The following is a 16,970-nucleotide window of genomic DNA, read 5'->3' as shown; positions in this document are numbered from 1 at the left end:
GGCCGGACACCTCCCACAACGCGATCGCTGCATCCACCCGCAGCCACAGCTCGTCGTGCGACAGCAGAGCCCGCAGCCGTGGCGCTGCCGCTTCCGCCCGGGCCCCCAGTCCGCCCAGCGCGGTCACCGCCGACCGCCGCTCGTGCGCATGCTCGGCCCGAAGCCCTTCGACGAGCACCGGCAGCACGGCCTCCGCGTCCCCGTCGACCGCCCACAGTGCCTGCGCCGCCTCCGTCGCCGCCGCGGTCCCGGGGCGGCGTATCAGCGCCCGCAACTCCGGTACGGCGCAGTGCGCGGCGGGGCCGAACGAGCCGAGCGCCCGCAGCGCCGACGTCCGCAACCACTCTCCGCGATACTCCGGCGCACCGCGCAGCACCCGCAGCACCTCCGTCGCAGCCTCGCCCGCCCGCAGCGCGGTCAGCCCGCTGAGCAGCGGATTCGCCCGGTCGTACGCCCCCTCGTCGAGAGCGATCTCGCCGAGTCTGCGGCGCAGCACCCCGGCCAGCGGTGCCGCAGCCGCCCCCAGATATCCGATGGCGAACCCCACGTCGTGCGGCACCTCGGGACGCTCCAGAGCGGCGGCCAGCGCGGGCAGGGCGCGGGCGTCACCCAGCCGGGCCAGCGCCTTCACCGCGCTGCCGAGCCCCGGCGGTCCGCTCGCCCACTCCTTCACCCAGGCCCCGGGGTCCGCCGCCACCCGCGCCGCCAGCGCGTCCGCGGCCGGTGCGGCGAGCCCGAAGAGCTCTTCCAGCACATGCGAGGCGGCCTCGGCCAGTTTTGGATCCGGGGCGGCGAGCTGTTCGCCCACGAGCCGGACCAGCTCCTCGTACGAGCCCCGCCAGGCCCGTATCAGCCCGGCGCTCATCCGCACGGCGTCGATCCGCTGGCGGAGGTCGGGGCTGCGCAGCTGATCGGTCAGCAACGCCGTCCGGTCGGCGACCCGGTCGTCGAGCCCGACGTGCAGTGTCCGCAGCAGATCCGCCGTCCAGGGGGCGGTACGCCCTGCGGACTCGGCGGCGGACAGCGCCCTCAACTGCCCCACCAGGGTCACCGGCGCGCCTTGCTCCTCGGTGGCATCGGCGGCCGGACCCGGATCGTCGCCCGGCCCGGCGGTGACCACCGGATCTGCCTCGTCCGCCCCGGTGGTCCCATCCTCCCCGTCGGCTGCGCCGGCCGGTGTCGCGCGCAGCCGGCGCAGCAGTCCCGCCACCACCCGTACGACATCACCCGGCAGCGCATCCGGCGCGCACCGGGCCAGCTGGGCGAGGGCGGCCAGCCGCAGTCCCGGGGCGTACGACTCCGCGGCGAGCCGGCTCAGCCAGTCAGCCGCCTGCCCGGCCAGCGGGCGGTGCCGCAGCGCGACGCGCCCGGCGGCCTCCACGAGCGCGAGCCGCACCTCCTCGTCCGGCTCCACCGGCAGCCGCTCCCGCAGCAGGGCGAGGACCCGCACCGGTTGGCCGTGCAGAGTGGCGAGCGCCAGCGGCGCGGCGAGCCGCACCCCCGGGTCCTCGTCGGCGATCAGCTCGAAGAACACCCCGGCGCCCGCGGTGACGGCGGTGGCCGCCATCGCGTAGTTCGCCGCACCCTCGATCTCCTCCTCGTCGAGCTCTTCCTCGTCGTCCTCGTCCAGATCGATGCCACCGATGCTGGTGAGCAGCTCGACGATGCTGCCCCGGTCCTGGATCCCCGGATCCGCGACCAGCTCGAAGAGAAACGGAATGCAGGCAAGTGTGCAGGCGTACACATCGCCCTGGTGGTGCACGGCCCCGTACATGCCGTCCAGCGCTCCCTCTCGCTCCGCCGGATCGGCGGACGCCAGCCCCCGCAGCAGCCCGGGCACATCATCGGCAGGCCCGTACGCATGCTCCATCGAGGCCCAGTCGACCTCGTCGATCCCTGCGAACACGCCATCGCCTCCCCACGCGACCTCACGAAGCAGTGTCTGCGCAGAGTGTGCACCACGGCCCGGACAATCCACCCGCCACATGCAGCCTTTTGCCCGCACGGACGCCAACGGAGGGCAGCATGGCCCCTGAACAGGCCCCGACGGACTCAGCTCAGGGAGCGGCTGGCAGCGGCCGGGCCCGGTCCGGATCGATCAGCGGGCCGAGCAGATCCCCGTACCGCTCCAGCCGCCCGGCCATGTCGGCGGCCAGAAATACCAGCTCGGCGGGGGTCCGGCAGTCCTCGATCTCCGCCCAGGTGACGGGCGCGGAGGCGGTCGGCTCGGCCCTGGCGCGCAGGGTGTACGGGGTGGCGGTGGTCTTCGCCGCCGCGTTCTGACTGAAGTCGACGAACACCTTCCCCGGCCGCAGCGCCCGCGTCATCCGGTGCACCACCAGGTCCGGAAGATCCTGCTCCGCCTCCGCCGCCAGCCGTTTCGCGTAGGCCGACACCCGATCGGCGGGAGCCGGTTCCAGCGGTACGAGGAGATGCAGCCCCTTGGACCCCGAGGTCTTCCCGTACGCGGGCAACCCGTCCGCCGCCAGCCGCTCGCGCAGCCACAGCGCCACCCGACAGCACTCCACGACGGTCGCCGGAGCTCCGGGATCGAGGTCGAACACCATCCGGTCGGCGATCCCCGGAGCATCGGCCTGCCACTGCGGCGTATGGAACTCCACCACCAGGTTTGCGGCCCACGTCAGCGACGCCAGGTCCTGTACGACCACCTGCCGGTTCTGCTGTGCCGCATGCCGCGGCACCTCGGCGATCCGTACCCAGGACGGGGTGCCGGGCGGCGGGTTCTTGGTGAAGAACCGTTGCCCGTCCGGCCCGTCCGGATAGCGCAGGAAGGACACCGGCCGGTTGTGCAGATGTGCGAGCAGGGCGTCGGCCGCCGTGACCGCGTAGTAGTGGAGCACCTCGCCCTTGGTGGTCCCGGTGGCCGGATACAGCACCTTGTCGAGGTTGCTGAGCGCCAGGCGCCGCCCCTCCACCTCCGTGATCGGCGTCATACGATAAGAATCACATGATTCCGGGATCTTAAGGAATCAATCGCCATCTATCGATAGCTGTCGAAATCTCCAGGGACACAGGGGTGAACGGTGAGGTCCATTTGGAACGGCGCGATCTCCTTCGGGCTGGTCAGTATCCCGATCAAGCTGGTCAATGCCACTGAGAGCCACTCGATCTCCTTCCGTCAGATCCACCTCGCCGACGGCGGCCGGATCCGCTACCGGAAGGTCTGCGAACTCGACGAGCAGGAGGTGACGACCGCCGAGATCGGCAAGGCGTACGAGGATGCCGACGGCACGATGATCCCGATCACCGACGAGGACCTGGCCTCGCTCCCGCTTCCCACCGCCAAGACGATCGAGATCGTCGCATTCGTGCCTGCCACCGAGATCGACCCGCTCCAGATGGACGCCGCGTACTACCTCTCCGCCAACGGAGTGCCGGCGGCCAAGCCGTACACCCTGCTGCGCGAGGCCCTGAAGCGGAGCCAGAAGGTCGCGGTCGCCAAGTACGCACTGCGCGGCCGTGAACGGCTCGGCATGCTGCGCGTGGTCGACGACGTGATCGCCATGCACGGCCTGCTCTGGCCCGATGAGATCCGTGCCACCGACGGAGTGGCCCCGGAGGCCGACGTCACGGTCCGTGACGCCGAACTCGATCTGGCCGACGCGCTGATGGCCACCCTCGGCGAGGTCGACATGGACACACTCCACGACGACTACCGCGAGGCGGTGGAGACCCTCATCGCCTCGAAGGCCTCCGGCGAGGCGTTGCAGCCCGCCGTCTCCGACGAGCACGGCGGTGGCAAAGTGATCGACCTGATCGCGGCGCTGGAGAACAGCGTCCGGGCGGCGAAGGAAGCCCGCGGCGAGGAGCCGGAAGAGGCAGAGGGTGCCCCGGTCGCCAAGGTCACCTCGCTCGCCGGACGCAAGAAGAGCGGCGGAACCGGGGCAAAGAAGAAAGCTGTCTCCACGGCAGCGAGCACCGGCCGGAAGGCCGCCGCGAAGAAGACGACGCCGGGCAGAACCTCCGCCAAGAAGACCACCGCACGGTCGGCGACGAAGTCGGCCACGAAGAAGACCACAGCGAACACGGCGGCAACGACAGCGAAGTCGGCAACGAGCACGAAGCCGGCGGCGAGGAAGACGTCCTCCAAGAAGCGCGCCTCGGTCTGACGGTTGGTCGACGAAAATCGGATGAAAGTGACCCAATGGGCACGTGTTGCTGGAAAGTGTTAGAAATGGCGCCATGGTCGACCATTCCGACCGATCCCGGAGCAGATCGGTTCGGTCACTGAGCGGCAGGCGTCCGCGAAGCGTAGCCCGGCAGGTGTTCGTCCTGCAGGCGGTGGTCATTGTCCTGCTCGTGGCGGGCGCGGTTCTTGCGCTGGTCCTCCAATCGTTTCGCGACGCCGAGATCGAGGCGGAGCGCCGTTCGGTGGCGGCAGCGGAGTCGTTCGCACACGCTCCGGGGATGGTGGATGTGCTGAGATCTCCCGATCCCTCGAAGGTGCTGCAGCCGCTCACCGAGGAGGCGCGGAAACTGGCCGGGGTCGACTTCATCGTGGTGACGGACACCCACGGGATTCGCTACACACACCCCCGTCCGGAGCTCATCGGGAAGAAATTCGTCGGCAACATCGAACCCTCGCTGGCCGGTCAGGTCCACGTGGAAGACGTCCAAGGACCCCTCGGCCATGAGGTCCAGGCGATTGTCCCCGTCAAAGCTCCCGACCACTCGGTCGTGGGCCTGGTGTCCGCAGGTCTCAGGGTCAAGAACGTCGCCAACACGGTCAGCAGGCAGCTGGTGGTCATCTTTGCCAGCGGTGCCGCCGCGCTCGCCCTGGCCACGGGCGGGGCCGCGCTGGTGGCCAAACGGCTGCGCAGGCAGACCCACGGGCTCGATCCCGCCCAGATGACACGCATGTACGAGCACCATGACGCGGTGCTGCACTCCGTCCGCGAAGGAGTGCTCATCGTCGGACGCGACGGTCGGCTCCTGCTGGCGAACGACGAGGCCGAACGGCTGCTTGATCTGCCGCCGGATGCCCAGGGACGCCGGGTCGAGGAACTGGAGAGCCTCGACCCGGCCACGGCGGAGCTGCTTGTCTCCGGCCGCGTGGTCACGGACGAGGTCTACTTGGCCGGGGACCGCATGCTGGTGGTGAACCAGCGGCGCACGGACCACAACGGAGGCTCTCTGGGAACGGTGGCGACCCTGCGCGACTCCACCCAGCTCCTGGCGCTGTCGGGCAAGGTGGATGCGGCGAACGAACGCCTCAGGCTGCTGTACGACGCGGGGCTGGGCATCGGCACCACCCTGGACGTGGCGCGCACGGCCGAGGAACTGGCCGAGATGTCCGTCCCCCGTTTCGCGGACTTCGCCACTGTCGACCTCGCCAACGCCGTCCTGCTCGGGGAGGAGCCGACCGGCACGGCCGCCGACATGTGCCGCGTCGCCGTCAGCGGTATCCGGAACGACCACCCCCTCTATCCGCGCGGCGAGCTCATCACCTTCCTTCCCTCCACGCCCCAGGCGCGCGGATTCGCCACCGGCCGGTCGGTGGTGGTGCCCGACCTGTCCTCCGCACCCGGCTGGCGTGCTCAGGACCCGGAACGCACGGACGATGTCATCGCGTACGGAATCCACTCACTCCTCACGACGCCGCTGCAGGCACGGGGCGTGGTTCTCGGCATGGCCAACTTCTGGCGCTCGCGGGAGGCCGGAACGTTCGACGAGGAGGACCGGTCGCTCGCCGAGGAACTGGTCGCCCGCGCCGCGGTCAGCATCGACAACGCCCGCCGGTACACCCGCGAACACGCCCTGGCGGTGATGTTGCAGCGCAGCCTGCTGCCGCGCGCTCTGCCCGAGCAGAACGCCCTGGATGTCGCCCACCGCTATCTGCCGGCACAGTCGGGAGTCAGCGGTGACTGGTTCGATGTGATCCCGCTGTCGGGCAACCGCGTCGCTCTGGTCGTCGGGGATGTCGTCGGCCATGGACTGCATGCCGCCGCGACCATGGGGCGGCTCCGCACCGCGGTGCACAACTTCTCCACGCTCGACCTGCCACCCGATGAGCTCCTCGGCCACCTCGACGACCTCGTCGACCGCATCGACAGGGAAGAGGGGAGCACGGACGTCGGCGCCGGGGTCGTGGGAGCGACCTGCCTGTATGCGATCTACGATCCCGTCTCCCGGAACTGCACCATGGCCCGCGCCGGGCATCACCTCCCCGCGCTGGTCCACCCCGACGGCAGAGTGGAGTTCCCCGACCTTCCTGCCGGGCCGCCGCTGGGGCTCGGCGGCATGCCGTTCAAGACGGCCGAACTGCATCTGGCCGTGGGTGCTCAGCTGGTCCTCTACACCGACGGGCTGATCGAGGACCGCACCCGGGACATCGATGTGGGGATGGAGTTGCTCCGCCAGGCCCTGGCCCATGCCGGCCGATCGCCGGAAGAACACTGCCGGGCGGTGCTCGACTCACTCCTTCCCACCGAGGCCCAGGACGACGTGGCACTGCTCATCGCCCGCACCCGCGCGCTCTCCGCCGACCAGATCGCCGAATGGGACGTTCCGCTCGACCCCGCCGCCGTAGCCGGGATACGCGCCGCCGTCGCCGAGAAGCTCGACGACTGGGACCTGTCGGAGCTGGCGTTCACCACGGAGCTGGTACTCAGCGAGCTGATCACCAACGCCATCCGCCACGCCTCCGCGCCGATCCGGGTGCGGCTCCTGCGCGACCGCAGCCTGATCTGCGAGGTGTCCGACGGCAGCAGCACCTCACCCCATCTGAGGTATGCGGCGACGATGGACGAGGGAGGCCGCGGGCTGTTTCTCGTCTCGCAGATCGCCGAGCACTGGGGCACGCGGTACACCCCTGAAGGCAAGGTCATCTGGGCGCAGCAGCCGCTGCCCGGGGCCACGGGCAGCTTCTGAGGGCTGTCCCGCAGCGGCTGGTCATGCACATGGGAACGGATGCCGCGCCCCGCCTCCGGGCGCTGGGCACCGACAGGCGGGGCGGAAGAGTGTCAGCGGCGATCACGACCTCCGTGCCGGAGTACATCTGTTGAGGTCGGCCCGCACACACTGCTGCCCCGGGGCCGAAACCCCGGGGCAGTCCTACGCGTCGATCCCGTGCATCGGTGTCAGCGGTACGAGTTGATGTAGCCGGCCGCCGGAGTCCCGACACCCGTCACGTCGTCGTATCCCTTGACCGCCTTGAGCGAGGCGTCCTTGCCGAGGCTCCGCACCGACGTCAGGAGACCGTCCGCCGCGTCGAAGCCGTTGGCGAAGTCGATCCGGGCCACCGCGAGGTCACGGCCTGCGCCGAGCGGGTGGTCGGTGACGTCGTGGTACGTCGTCGAACCGTACCGGGCATAGATCGCCGGGTTGGCGAAGCCGAGCGGCCGGCCGTGCTGCGCCTGCTGCGCGAGGGCCTGGACGCCTGCGATGACCGGGGCCGCCAGTGACGTACCGCCGATGCGGTACTCGTCGTAGCCGAGCGAGCCGTCGGGCAGCGTCTGGGTCTGGCCGACCAGGAAGCCGGTGTTCGGGTCGGCGACCGCCGCGATGTCCGGGGCGGTACGCATCCGGCGCTTGCCGTTCGCCCGCGCGAGCGCGTCCGGGACGATTCCACGCTGGTAGGACGGCTGCTTCACGGTCGAGCTGGTGCCACCGCCCGCGCCCGAGGTGTAGGCGCCGGGGAAGCCGGTCCAGCTCGTGCCGTCGGCCGCGAGGGACGCCTTCAGCGTGCCCCAGCCGGTCTCCCACTGGTATGCGTCGTGCTTGCCGACGGCCAGCGAGGTGCCGCCGACCGACGTCACCCAGGCGGAGTTGGACGGGACGTCGATCTGCTTCGTGCCGGTGGACGCGACATTGTCGCCCGCGTCACCGGAGGAGAAGTAGAAGCCGATGCCCTCGACCGCGCCCATCTTGAACACCTGGTCGTACGCGGCCGCGACGTCCGGGGTCTCGTTGGCCTCGATGTCGCCCCAGGAGTTGGAGACGATGTCGGCCAGCCGGTGGTCGACGATCTTGTTGAGCGAGTCCAGCAGGTCGGCGTCGTAGCAGGAGGCGCCGCCCACGTACACGATGTCCGCGGCGGGTGCGACCGCGTGCACGGCCTCGACGTCGAGGGTCTCCTCGCCGTACCAGCCGGCTGCCCCGCACTCCTCGGTCTTCGTGTAGTCGGCCGGCAGCACCTGGCGGAGCTGCCCGCTGCGGTACGGGGCGTCACCGTTGCGCCTGGCGTATTCGGAGGCGTCCTTCGCGATGGTCGGCGAGGCGTACGCGTCGGTGATCGCGACGGTCACGCCCTTGCCGGTCCAGCTGCCCGCACCGTACGCGGCACGCAGCTGCTCGCCCGTGTAGCCCTTGACCGCGTACGGCACCTTGGCCCCGTACGCGCTCGGCAGCGACTCCGCGGTCCTCGAGCCGAAGTACGAGGAGAAGGGGCCCGCGTTGCGGAACACCGCGTCCGGCGGCGGCAGCGTCTCGTCGTGGCTCGACTTGTGCGGCGCGTTGTCCAGACCGGAGACCGCCAGGACCGAGTCGCTCAGCCCGGCCGGCACGGAGGCCGTCGAGGACGGGGCGCGATAGGTCCGGCTGCCCTTGCGGTAGTTGCGCAGCTGGGTGCTGAACGCCTTCTCGGCCGCGGCGACATCGCCGGTGGCGGAGACGTAGTGCTGGTTGGCACCGGTGACGGTCAGACCGTTCGACTTCAGCCACTGGCTGACCTGGTCGATCTGCTGCTGGGTCGCCCCGAACCGGGCCTGTGCCTCCGCGGCGCTCAGATACTTCCCGTACGAGGAGGAGCGCGGGTCGGACACGGCGGCGGCGTAGGCGGCCAGCCCCTGCGCGTCCCGCCCGGCGAGATGGACCCGGACACTCACCTTGCCGCTGTCGGCCGTGGCACCCTGGTCGGCCTGGGCGGTCGCCCAGGCCGGCTTGGTGCCCTGCAGTGCGTCGCGCCCGCCGGGCGCGGAGTCCGCACTGGCGGACGGTATGCCGAGGGCGAGTGCACCGGCGAGCAGCGGCAGTGTCGCTGCCATGCTCAGCCCGGCGCGACGTCTGGCGCGGCTGATTCTCATGTAACCCCCTGCGATGTGGTTCTTCGCGTGTGGAGCATGTGCCGGATGATGCGCACATGTAATCCGTCACTCTGGCGAGGAACCCTTTACGTAAGGGGCATGCGTTCACCAAGAAACTGTCAAAAGGCGCTGAGAAACGGGCAGTTCGAGTCGATAAGAGAAGGAATGCACCTGTCCGGATCCGACCGTCCCGGTATCGACAACCGGTTCACCGAGACGAGGACGCGGGAGAAAAGGTGATCGGATCGGACGGTGAGGGCAGGCCGAGCCCGTACGCACTCTCGACGACGTACGTACAACTCGTGTACGCGTAGCCGGGCTTGATCTGCGACCCGGACGAGTAGCTGTCCACGTTCGCGCCCGTGCCGTGCTTGTACAGGAAGTGGTACTCGCCCGCCGGCAGCTGCAACCGCACCTTCGGATAGCTCCTGCCGCCGGCCTTGCAGGCGAGCACCGACCCGGACACCTCCGTCCCGTACCGCTTGCAACCGCCGCACGCCTTGAGCGTGACGCGGCCGGTGACCGGGCCGGTGTAGAGGATCTCGACACCGCTCGGGGCGTCGTTGCTGATGACGAGTTCCATTCGGGAGCCGCCCGGACGTCCGGCCGGCGGCAGCCGCTTGCCCGCCGCCGGCCGGTCGTCGGCGATCTCCGAGGCGATGGCGATGTCCCGGGCCCGAGCCCTGCGCCTGTCCTTCTTGTAAGTGGTGGCGAACTCCGCCAGGGTCTTCCGCGCCTCGGTGAACTGCTTGTTCTCGAACCGGTCCACCCCGCAGGCGTACATGCCGTTCTCGATCCCCCGGTCGGCCTCCCCGGCCCGGGCGGAGACCGACTTCTCGGGCATCGACGTCACGCTCGCCCGGAGTCCGCGCAGCGTCTCGGTGGCCGGGCAGGGACTGCTCCCGCTCACCGCCCGGGCCTGCTCCGAGATCTTCTTGGAGACCGCCGGACCCACCTTTCCGGCCTGCGCCGAGCCTGGGAACGTACGCAGCAGCTCGGCCAGCTCGCCACCCGACGAACCCACGGCCGAGTCACCCAGCTTCGACACCCCGCACGCGTACAGCGAGGTGGCCAGCGGACCGTCGGGCCAGCCGGCGAGGTCGCCCAGCAGCTTCGGGTCGATCGAATCGGGCACGGTCCGCAGATACGTCAGCGGCGCGACGGCCTCGCAGTGCCTGCCCTGCCGGTACGGAGCGGCGACCGCCTCGTAGTATGCGTTCAACCGCTCCGGCACGAGCTTCCCCGCCCTCGACCCCGCATGCTGCTCACCGAGATCGCGGTAGACGGCAAGGGCGGAACGGTAGTCGGCCCGGGCGGCATCGAAGGTCCGGCCCGAGGCGGCCCGCACGGTCCGGTCGCTCTCGCCCAGCCGGTCGAGCAGCATCTGTTCGACGGCCTCGTCCTGCGCGGAGCCGTAGAGCACCACACCGCCCGCCGGCCCCGCCAGCAGCACCAGCCCGACCCCGGCCGCCGCCACCGGCCGCCACGACCCGCCGACAGCGGTACGCCGCGCGATCCGCGCCCCGTCCACGGCGGCCGCCACCAGCACGAGTACATACCCGACGATCGGACCCGTGGCCACGCCGTCGGGATCGGCGGGGAGCGCCACGAGCAGCAGCACACCCGTCGCCACCCAGCACAGAACGGCTCTGAACCACCGTCCCATCAGGACATGGCCGAGCCCGAGACCGGTGAGATTGAGCAACCCGGCGGCCACGGCACGCAGTGTGGCGCCCGGTGGCGGCGGCCCCACGGTGGGCGGACGGGAAGGCGGTGGCGGTACGGGAGGAACCGAGCCCGGTCGGAAAACCTGATCGTCCCAACTCATCCCGGCCCCCCAACCGTTGGGCACGACACCCCCTGACCGCGCCCGGCTTCACCACCATCCTCGCCGCCAGGAACCGTGTCAATCGGGCGTATTCGCCCCGGATCCGCCCTGTATCCGCCCGGGATCCGTCATCCGTCGGTAAACTTCGAGGCGCCGCGACTGGCGCGTACCCCGGCAGGGGTGCTGCGTGGAATCGACCACGAGGAAGCGGCACACTCCGGGCCTGCCCGGAGGCGTCACCGCCGGAGAGCCGTCCGCCTGGGCATCCGGGTCCACGCCGCAGCAATGCGCCAGACCCGGGAGAACCCTGTGCCGACACCCGAGAACCACCGCGCCGCCCTTACCGCCACCGATCCGGAGCTCGCCGCACTCATCACTGCGGAGGAGCAGCTGCAGGCCGACACCCTGCGCCTGATCCCCAGTGAGAACTACGTCTCCGCAGCGGTTCTGGAGGCCTCCGGCACGGTCCTCCAGAACAAATATTCCGAGGGCTACCCCGGCAAGCGGTACTACGAAGGCCAGCAGATCATCGACCAGGTGGAGACGGTGGCCGTCGAACGGGCCACGTCCCTCTTCCGCATGGACCACGCCAATGTGCAGCCGTACTCCGGCTCGCCCGCCAACCTCGCCGTCTACCTGGCGTTCCTCGAGCCCGGTGACACCGTGCTCGGCATGTCGCTGCCGATGGGTGGTCACCTCACGCACGGCTGGGGCGTCTCGGCGACCGGCACCTGGTTCCGCGGGGTGCAGTACGGCGTCCGGCGCGACACCGGCCGGATCGACCTGGACGAGGTCCGCGACCTGGCCCGCGCCGAGCGCCCCAAGGTGATCTTCTGCGGCGGCACCGCGGTGCCCCGGACGATCGACTTCGCAGGCTTCGCCGAGATCGCCCACGAGGTCGGCGCGGTTCTGGTTGCCGACATCGCCCACATCGCCGGCCTGATCGCGGGCGGCGCCCACCCCTCACCCGCCCCGCACGCCGACGTGGTCTCCACCACCACCCACAAGACCCTGCGCGGCCCGCGCGGCGCGATGCTGCTGAGCCGGGCGGAACACGCCCGTGCCATCGACCGCGCCGTCTTCCCCGGCCTCCAGGGCGGCCCGCACAACCAGACGACGGCAGCGATCGCAGTAGCACTCAAGGAAGCCGCAACCACCGACTTCAGCGCCTACGCCCACCAGGTGGTCGCCAACGCCCGCGCCCTCGGCGAGGAGCTGGCGTCCCAGGGCTTCGACCTGGTCTCCGGCGGCACGGACAACCACCTTCTGCTGATCGACCTCACCGGCAAGGACGTACCCGGCAAGATCGCGGCGAAGGCCCTGGACCGGGCGGGGATCGTCGTCAACTACAACACGGTCCCCTACGACCCCCGCAAGCCCTTCGACCCGTCCGGCATCCGCATCGGCACCCCGGCCCTGACCTCACGCGGGATCCCCGCATCCGAGATGAACACGGTCGCGGAGTGGATCGCCCGGGTGGTGGAGGCGGCGCGTACGGACGACGAGGCGACGGTCACCAAGGTGCGCGCCGACGTGAAGAACCTGATGGACGCCTACCCGGCGCCGGGGTTGCCGGTGGGCTGAGGGTCTGCGGGCTCCGCGGCGGGCAGCCGGGCGATGAGCAGGGCCACGTCATCGTGGTCGCCGGGCCGGCGCAGCGCCCGAAGGAGCAGGTCACAGGTCTCCTCAAGATCGCGGTGCGGACCCGCGAGCAGGGACAGCAGAAGATCCAGCCGATCGTCGATGGCCTGGTCGCGGGTTTCGACCAGGCCATCCGTGTACAGGACCAGCTGGTCACCGGGGGCGAGGCCGAGGCGGGTGGTACTGAAGGGGACCCCGCCCACGCCGAGCGGAGCGCCGGTGGGCAGGTCGAGCAGTTCGGGGGTGCGGCCCGGTCGCATGAGGATCGGCGGCAGGTGCCCGGCCAGCGAGATGTCGCACGTACCGTTGTGGGGGTTGAACACGGCGTAGGCGCAGGTGGCGATGGTGTGTTCGATGCCGGCGGTGGCCCGGTCCAGATAGTGCAGGACGTGGTCGGGATCGAGGTCGAGCTGTGTCAGCGTGCGGGTGGAGGTGCGCAGCTGGCCCATGGTGGCGGCGGCGTCGATACCGCTGCCCATGACATCGCCGATGACCAGGGCGGTCTTGTCGTCGGCCAGTGGGATGACGTCGAACCAGTCGCCGCCGATCTCACTGGTGGCGCCGGCCGGCTGGTAGCGGGTGGCGATCTTCAGACCCGGTTGATCGGCCGGCCGTTCGGGCAGCAGGCTGCGCTGGAGGGTCAGGGCGGCGTGCCTCTGGCTCTGGAACAGGCGTGCGTTGTCGATGCATACCGCCGCGCGGGCAGCCAGCTCCCCGGCCAGGATGACGTCGTCCTCGTCGAAGGGCCTCGCGTTGTCGGCGCGCATGAGGCCCACGGCGCCGATCACCTCGCCACGGGCGATCAGCGGGACCGCGAGGTAGGAGTGCACTCCGGCTGCGGCCAGCAGCGCCGCGCATTCGTCGTCCCGGGCGACGCGGCGCAGATCCTGACCCGTCACATCGGTCCTGAGGACGGGCCGGCGGGTGTTGACGCACTGGGTGATCAGACGGTTGGCGTCGTACTGGGCGTAGTCGCCGGTGGGATCGACGGCGTGAGTGGCCACGGTGGGGTGGGCCGACACCACCGCCAGCGCCCTGAACCGTGCCGCGCCGGCCGCACCCCCGCTGCTGCGGTGGCCGTGCAGGATGCTGTCCAGCACATCCACCGTGGCCAGGTCGGCCACCTGTGGCACACAGACCTCGGCCAACTCCCGGGCGGTCTGTTCCAGATCGAGGGTGGTGCCGACCCGCACCGACGCGTCGGCGACCAGTGCCAGCCGGTGCCGCGCCCGGGTGGCGTCGGCGGCCGCCCGGTGCTGCTCGGTGACGTCCACCACCGAGGTGGCGAGTCCGAGCACCTGCCCGCCAGGGTCCTCCAGCCGGTAGAGGGACACCGACCAGGCATGGTCCTGGTCGGTGTCCTTCGGGGTGCGGCCGACGACGAACCGGTCCAGCAGCGGTGTGCCGGTGGCCAGGACCCGGCGCATGTCCGACTCGATGGAATCCTCGTTGGCGAAGGGCAGCGCCTCGCTGACGGCGCGCCCGACCTGCTCGTCGGCGGGCAGGCCGTCGACGCGCGCCAGCACCGGGTTGACCAGTACGTACCGCAGTTCGGTGTCCATGACCCCCAGGCCGATCGGGGACTGGGAGACGAGCCGTATGGACAGTGCCAGATCCCGCTCCACACGCTGCAGCGTCGCCTGGTCCGTGGCGATGCCGAGCGCGTAGTAGCCTCCCCGGTCGTCCTGCAGCCGCATGTTGCGAAATTCCACCAGCCGCGTGCTGCCGTCCCGGTGCAGGACCGGGAAACTTCCCGCCCAGCGCTGCCCGCTCTGCATCACCCGGGCGAACAGGTCGATCACCGTGTCCAGGTGCTGTTCCTCCACCAGCAGCCGGCCCGCGAACGTCCCCAGCGCCTCCTCGGCGGTATAGCCGAACAGCTCCTCCGCCTGCGGGCTCCAGAAGACGATCCGCCCGCTGTCATCGAGTACCACCGCGGCCAGGCTCAGCAAATCCAGCAGCCCGCTCGGCGCGGATGCCGCACCTGGCAGGCCCAGCCCGGCCAGGAACGCATCGGTCGTACTCATCCCCGGGCACCCCTTCCGCTTGCCTCCACGGCGGCAGTTTCGTCCGGCCCAGCCCGTACCTGCTCCTTACGCCTCGCTGCGGCCCCTCCATCGTCTCTCCGAACCCGATACCCAGCACTCCACCGCCGATGCGCGGTCGTGGGTGCGATGAAGCGGAAGGTCATCGTCGACACACCGGACCACCCGACGGAACCCGGTGCCCGGCCCATATCCGACAGCAGGCCCTCCGATCCGGCGTTATGCCTGATCAGAGAGCCTGCTTGGCCCCCGAACTGCGGTGCCCCCGGCAGGAGAGCTGGTGGGGCCCGTTCCGGCCGGAACCGGAGCGTCGGTGGGGGCGGCTGTCTTCCGCCACCCCCCGTCACGGGTGTCACGGGGGTCCGGGGATCGCCACTCCCTCAGCGGTTGCCTCCGCGACGATGGCCCTGGCCCTGGCCCTGGCGCTGACTCTGGGTGTTGGGCTGCTGGACGGCGGGTTGGTTCAGGCAGGCGGAGAAGAGGTCCTTCGCCTCGGCGAGGCCCTGCCGGTAACCGTCGATGTAGTCCTGGGACTCGCCGATGAGCGACCGCCTCACGGCCCTGTTCTGCTCGCACGAGGCCAAGCCGTCGGAGCGTCCGTCCTTGATTCCCTTTGTCTTCTCGGCAGCGGCGGTGCCCGTCGCTTGTCCGGGCGGCGGGGTCTGTCCGGGCGGAGGTGTCTGTCCGGGCGGAGGTGTCTCAGGCGTCGTGAACGGGTTGACGCAGGTGGCGGTATTGCCCGTCGCCACGCCCTGTGCGAGGAAGGACGGGGCCGTGAACGTGCCGGCGAGTGAGAAGCTGCCACCCACGGTCGCCGTCGTGTCAGTGATCACCTTCCCGCCCGCGGTGATGTGTATGGGTTCGAAGGCGTTGAATCCCGAACCCACGATCCGGTTCGAGGGGAATCCACTGACCACCGAACATGCTGCGCTGGGTACGGCCGAGGCCGAGGTGTCCGCGGCCTCCGCGGAGCCGCCCGCGACCAGCATGGAGGAGACGCCCAGCGGCAGGCTGAGCAACGCGATGTATCGCTTGTGTCGCATGATCTCTCCCTTTCCTTGGGGCGATCACAGTTTTGCTGTTCGGGCGTGACGCCGACGTGATGGCTGCGTGTCCCGCTCCCTGACGGCCCTGCCCGCCCAGGGGGTCCTCGGGGTGCACAGCGCACTGGCCGCCGTCCGCAGGATCCAACGGCAGCAAAACGGCATGAAAAAGCCCCTCTGCTCAGCGTTTCCGCTGGTCAGAGGGTCTATCCGGAAGTGCCCCCGGCAGGATTCGAACCTGCGCACCCGGCTCCGGAGGGCATGCGCCTATGTGTCCCGACTGGCCGCCTCAGCTGGGAGAACGTTCAAGCGAGTTCAGACCGGACGTAAACTCACTCGCCACTCACTCGGGGGCGCGCAGGGTATCGAGTCCCTGTTCGTTCCGAAGCAACTCGGAATGGGGGGCATGACCAACGGGCAGTACGCCTCCTCGCTGGCTGGTCCTGCAGCAGATCGCGACTGGCTGCGGCTACCCGGCTACTTCCCGGCACGGTCCGGAGCTGGCGCCTATCAGTCGCGCCACTTGTCTGTGATCTCATACCGCCCCAGTCCGCACCTCGCGGTGAGTTCGGGGACGTCGATGCCGCGATCGGTGAGCGCCTGATCGATGTACTGGCAGAGCTCTTCGCGTTCGCCGGTCTCGTAACCGGCACCGTCATGCTGATCATTAATGGCGTTCAGGTCGAGTACGACCCGCTGCACTGCTGCGAAGACCTCATCATCGGAGGGGGTGCGGAGAGTCCCCAGTGTGCTCTCGAACGCGCCCAAGGCTTCGTCGGTCGCGTCCAGTAGTGACACAGGGTAGAGGTCGGCCATGAACGCGTCGTCCAAGGTGAGGGTGCCGGCCGCCAGCTTGCGCGCTTCCTCAGCTACTCCGTCAGGCCAGTGCTTCGAGGGTCTCTCAGTCATGAGCGGGACGGTACATACGGACACTGACAGACGGCTCGGGAGGCAGCGCGGGCTCGCGTCCAGTCGGGCAAGCGCTTAGACGGCCCTTGAGCGGACCCCTGGATGAGTAGGCCTGACCTGGCTGTTTCCGGACCGGAATCCGCACGATCGGTGACTTCGACATGCATTCGACCGGCGAGGAAGCGGCCCGCAGGCGAAGCACCGTAAGCAGCGCGTCGTCCGCCACGCCACACCCTCCGGTCACACCCGTGGCCGTGAGGCCCGAAGAGCGCGGTCGGCACCACTGACCCCGGTCAGATGCCCTCGCCACGCGTCGTGGCGGGGGCATCGGGTCGGGTTCAAGATCCCCGACAGAGTCGCCACTGGCAGTACGACCTGCTGGGAGACGAACTGCCCTGGGACACGTGGGGGCGGTGGGAGGACAAGGAGGTGCCCTACGCCGAGCTGACCACCTGGCTGG

10 protein-coding genes are annotated in these 16,970 nt (G+C 70.1%); 3 read left to right on the top strand and 7 right to left on the bottom strand.

Going from position 1 to position 16,970, the window contains the following annotated elements; translation table 11 throughout:
- Together ACWCP8_RS31275 and ligD are read right to left on the bottom strand one after the other, a co-directional pair.
- On the bottom strand, positions 1-1,906 hold a 1,906-nt coding region (locus ACWCP8_RS31275), incomplete at its 3' end, for a HEAT repeat domain-containing protein (protein WP_451119515.1).
- A gap of 151 nt (positions 1,907-2,057) precedes the next feature.
- Entirely contained in the window at positions 2,058-2,954 is an 897-nt protein-coding gene (gene ligD / locus ACWCP8_RS31270) for a non-homologous end-joining DNA ligase (protein WP_451119513.1), read from the bottom strand.
- A 90-nt stretch (positions 2,955-3,044) separates the two neighbouring features.
- Here ligD and ku point away from each other — a divergent pair, with 90 nt between their 5' ends.
- Positions 3,045-4,130, top strand: a complete 1,086-nt coding sequence (ku, locus tag ACWCP8_RS31265; RefSeq protein WP_352262815.1) for a non-homologous end joining protein Ku — start codon at positions 3,045-3,047, stop codon at positions 4,128-4,130.
- 73 nt (positions 4,131-4,203) lie between these two features.
- Entirely contained in the window at positions 4,204-6,891 is a 2,688-nt protein-coding gene (locus ACWCP8_RS31260) for a SpoIIE family protein phosphatase (RefSeq protein WP_352262816.1), read from the top strand.
- 209 nt (positions 6,892-7,100) lie between these two features.
- On the opposite strand, the gene ACWCP8_RS31255 is transcribed toward ACWCP8_RS31260, so the two are convergent.
- The gene (locus ACWCP8_RS31255; protein ID WP_352262817.1) at positions 7,101-9,044 is read right to left on the bottom strand and encodes a S53 family peptidase; all 1,944 of its coding nucleotides are present in this window, start codon (positions 9,042-9,044) and stop codon (positions 7,101-7,103) included.
- A 208-nt stretch (positions 9,045-9,252) separates the two neighbouring features.
- Entirely contained in the window at positions 9,253-10,872 is a 1,620-nt protein-coding gene (locus ACWCP8_RS31250) for a hypothetical protein (RefSeq protein ID WP_451119510.1), read from the bottom strand.
- A gap of 285 nt (positions 10,873-11,157) precedes the next feature.
- Between ACWCP8_RS31250 and ACWCP8_RS31245 the strand changes: the two genes are divergently transcribed.
- Positions 11,158-12,456 (top strand): serine hydroxymethyltransferase, encoded by a 1,299-nt coding sequence (locus ACWCP8_RS31245; RefSeq protein ID WP_451119508.1) that lies wholly within the window; start codon positions 11,158-11,160, stop codon positions 12,454-12,456.
- Here the strand turns inward: ACWCP8_RS31245 and ACWCP8_RS31240 are convergent.
- The 3 genes from ACWCP8_RS31240 to ACWCP8_RS31230 all read right to left on the bottom strand — a co-directional run bounded on the left by ACWCP8_RS31240 (position 12,426) and on the right by ACWCP8_RS31230 (position 16,510).
- On the bottom strand, positions 12,426-14,540 hold the full coding sequence (locus tag ACWCP8_RS31240) for a SpoIIE family protein phosphatase (protein ID WP_352262820.1): 2,115 nt from the start codon (positions 14,538-14,540) through the stop codon (positions 12,426-12,428). The genes ACWCP8_RS31245 and ACWCP8_RS31240 overlap by 31 nt on opposite strands.
- Before the next feature lie 398 nt (positions 14,541-14,938).
- Positions 14,939-15,601: a hypothetical protein gene (locus tag ACWCP8_RS31235; RefSeq protein WP_352262822.1), complete on the bottom strand. Its 663-nt coding sequence runs from the start codon at positions 15,599-15,601 to the stop codon at positions 14,939-14,941.
- A gap of 510 nt (positions 15,602-16,111) precedes the next feature.
- Positions 16,112-16,510: a hypothetical protein gene (locus tag ACWCP8_RS31230; protein WP_451119506.1), complete on the bottom strand. Its 399-nt coding sequence runs from the start codon at positions 16,508-16,510 to the stop codon at positions 16,112-16,114.
- Positions 16,511-16,970: the final 460 nt, after the last annotated feature.

It is taken from the genome of Streptomyces sp. NPDC002206 (assembly GCF_053593595.1).
This window is presented reverse-complemented; position numbering and strand designations above follow the sequence as displayed.

Coding starts and splice junctions, on each gene's coding strand:
- ACWCP8_RS31230 (WP_451119506.1), bottom strand. CDS start 16,510: ATGACTGAGAGACCCTCGAAGCACTGGCCTGACGGAGTAGCTGAGGAA.
- ligD (WP_451119513.1), bottom strand. CDS start 2,954: ATGACGCCGATCACGGAGGTGGAGGGGCGGCGCCTGGCGCTCAGCAAC.
- ACWCP8_RS31255 (WP_352262817.1), bottom strand. CDS start 9,044: ATGAGAATCAGCCGCGCCAGACGTCGCGCCGGGCTGAGCATGGCAGCG.
- ACWCP8_RS31235 (WP_352262822.1), bottom strand. CDS start 15,601: ATGCGACACAAGCGATACATCGCGTTGCTCAGCCTGCCGCTGGGCGTC.
- ACWCP8_RS31240 (WP_352262820.1), bottom strand. CDS start 14,540: ATGAGTACGACCGATGCGTTCCTGGCCGGGCTGGGCCTGCCAGGTGCG.
- ACWCP8_RS31245 (WP_451119508.1), top strand. CDS start 11,158: ATGCGCCAGACCCGGGAGAACCCTGTGCCGACACCCGAGAACCACCGC.
- ACWCP8_RS31250 (WP_451119510.1), bottom strand. CDS start 10,872: ATGAGTTGGGACGATCAGGTTTTCCGACCGGGCTCGGTTCCTCCCGTA.
- ACWCP8_RS31260 (WP_352262816.1), top strand. CDS start 4,204: ATGGTCGACCATTCCGACCGATCCCGGAGCAGATCGGTTCGGTCACTG.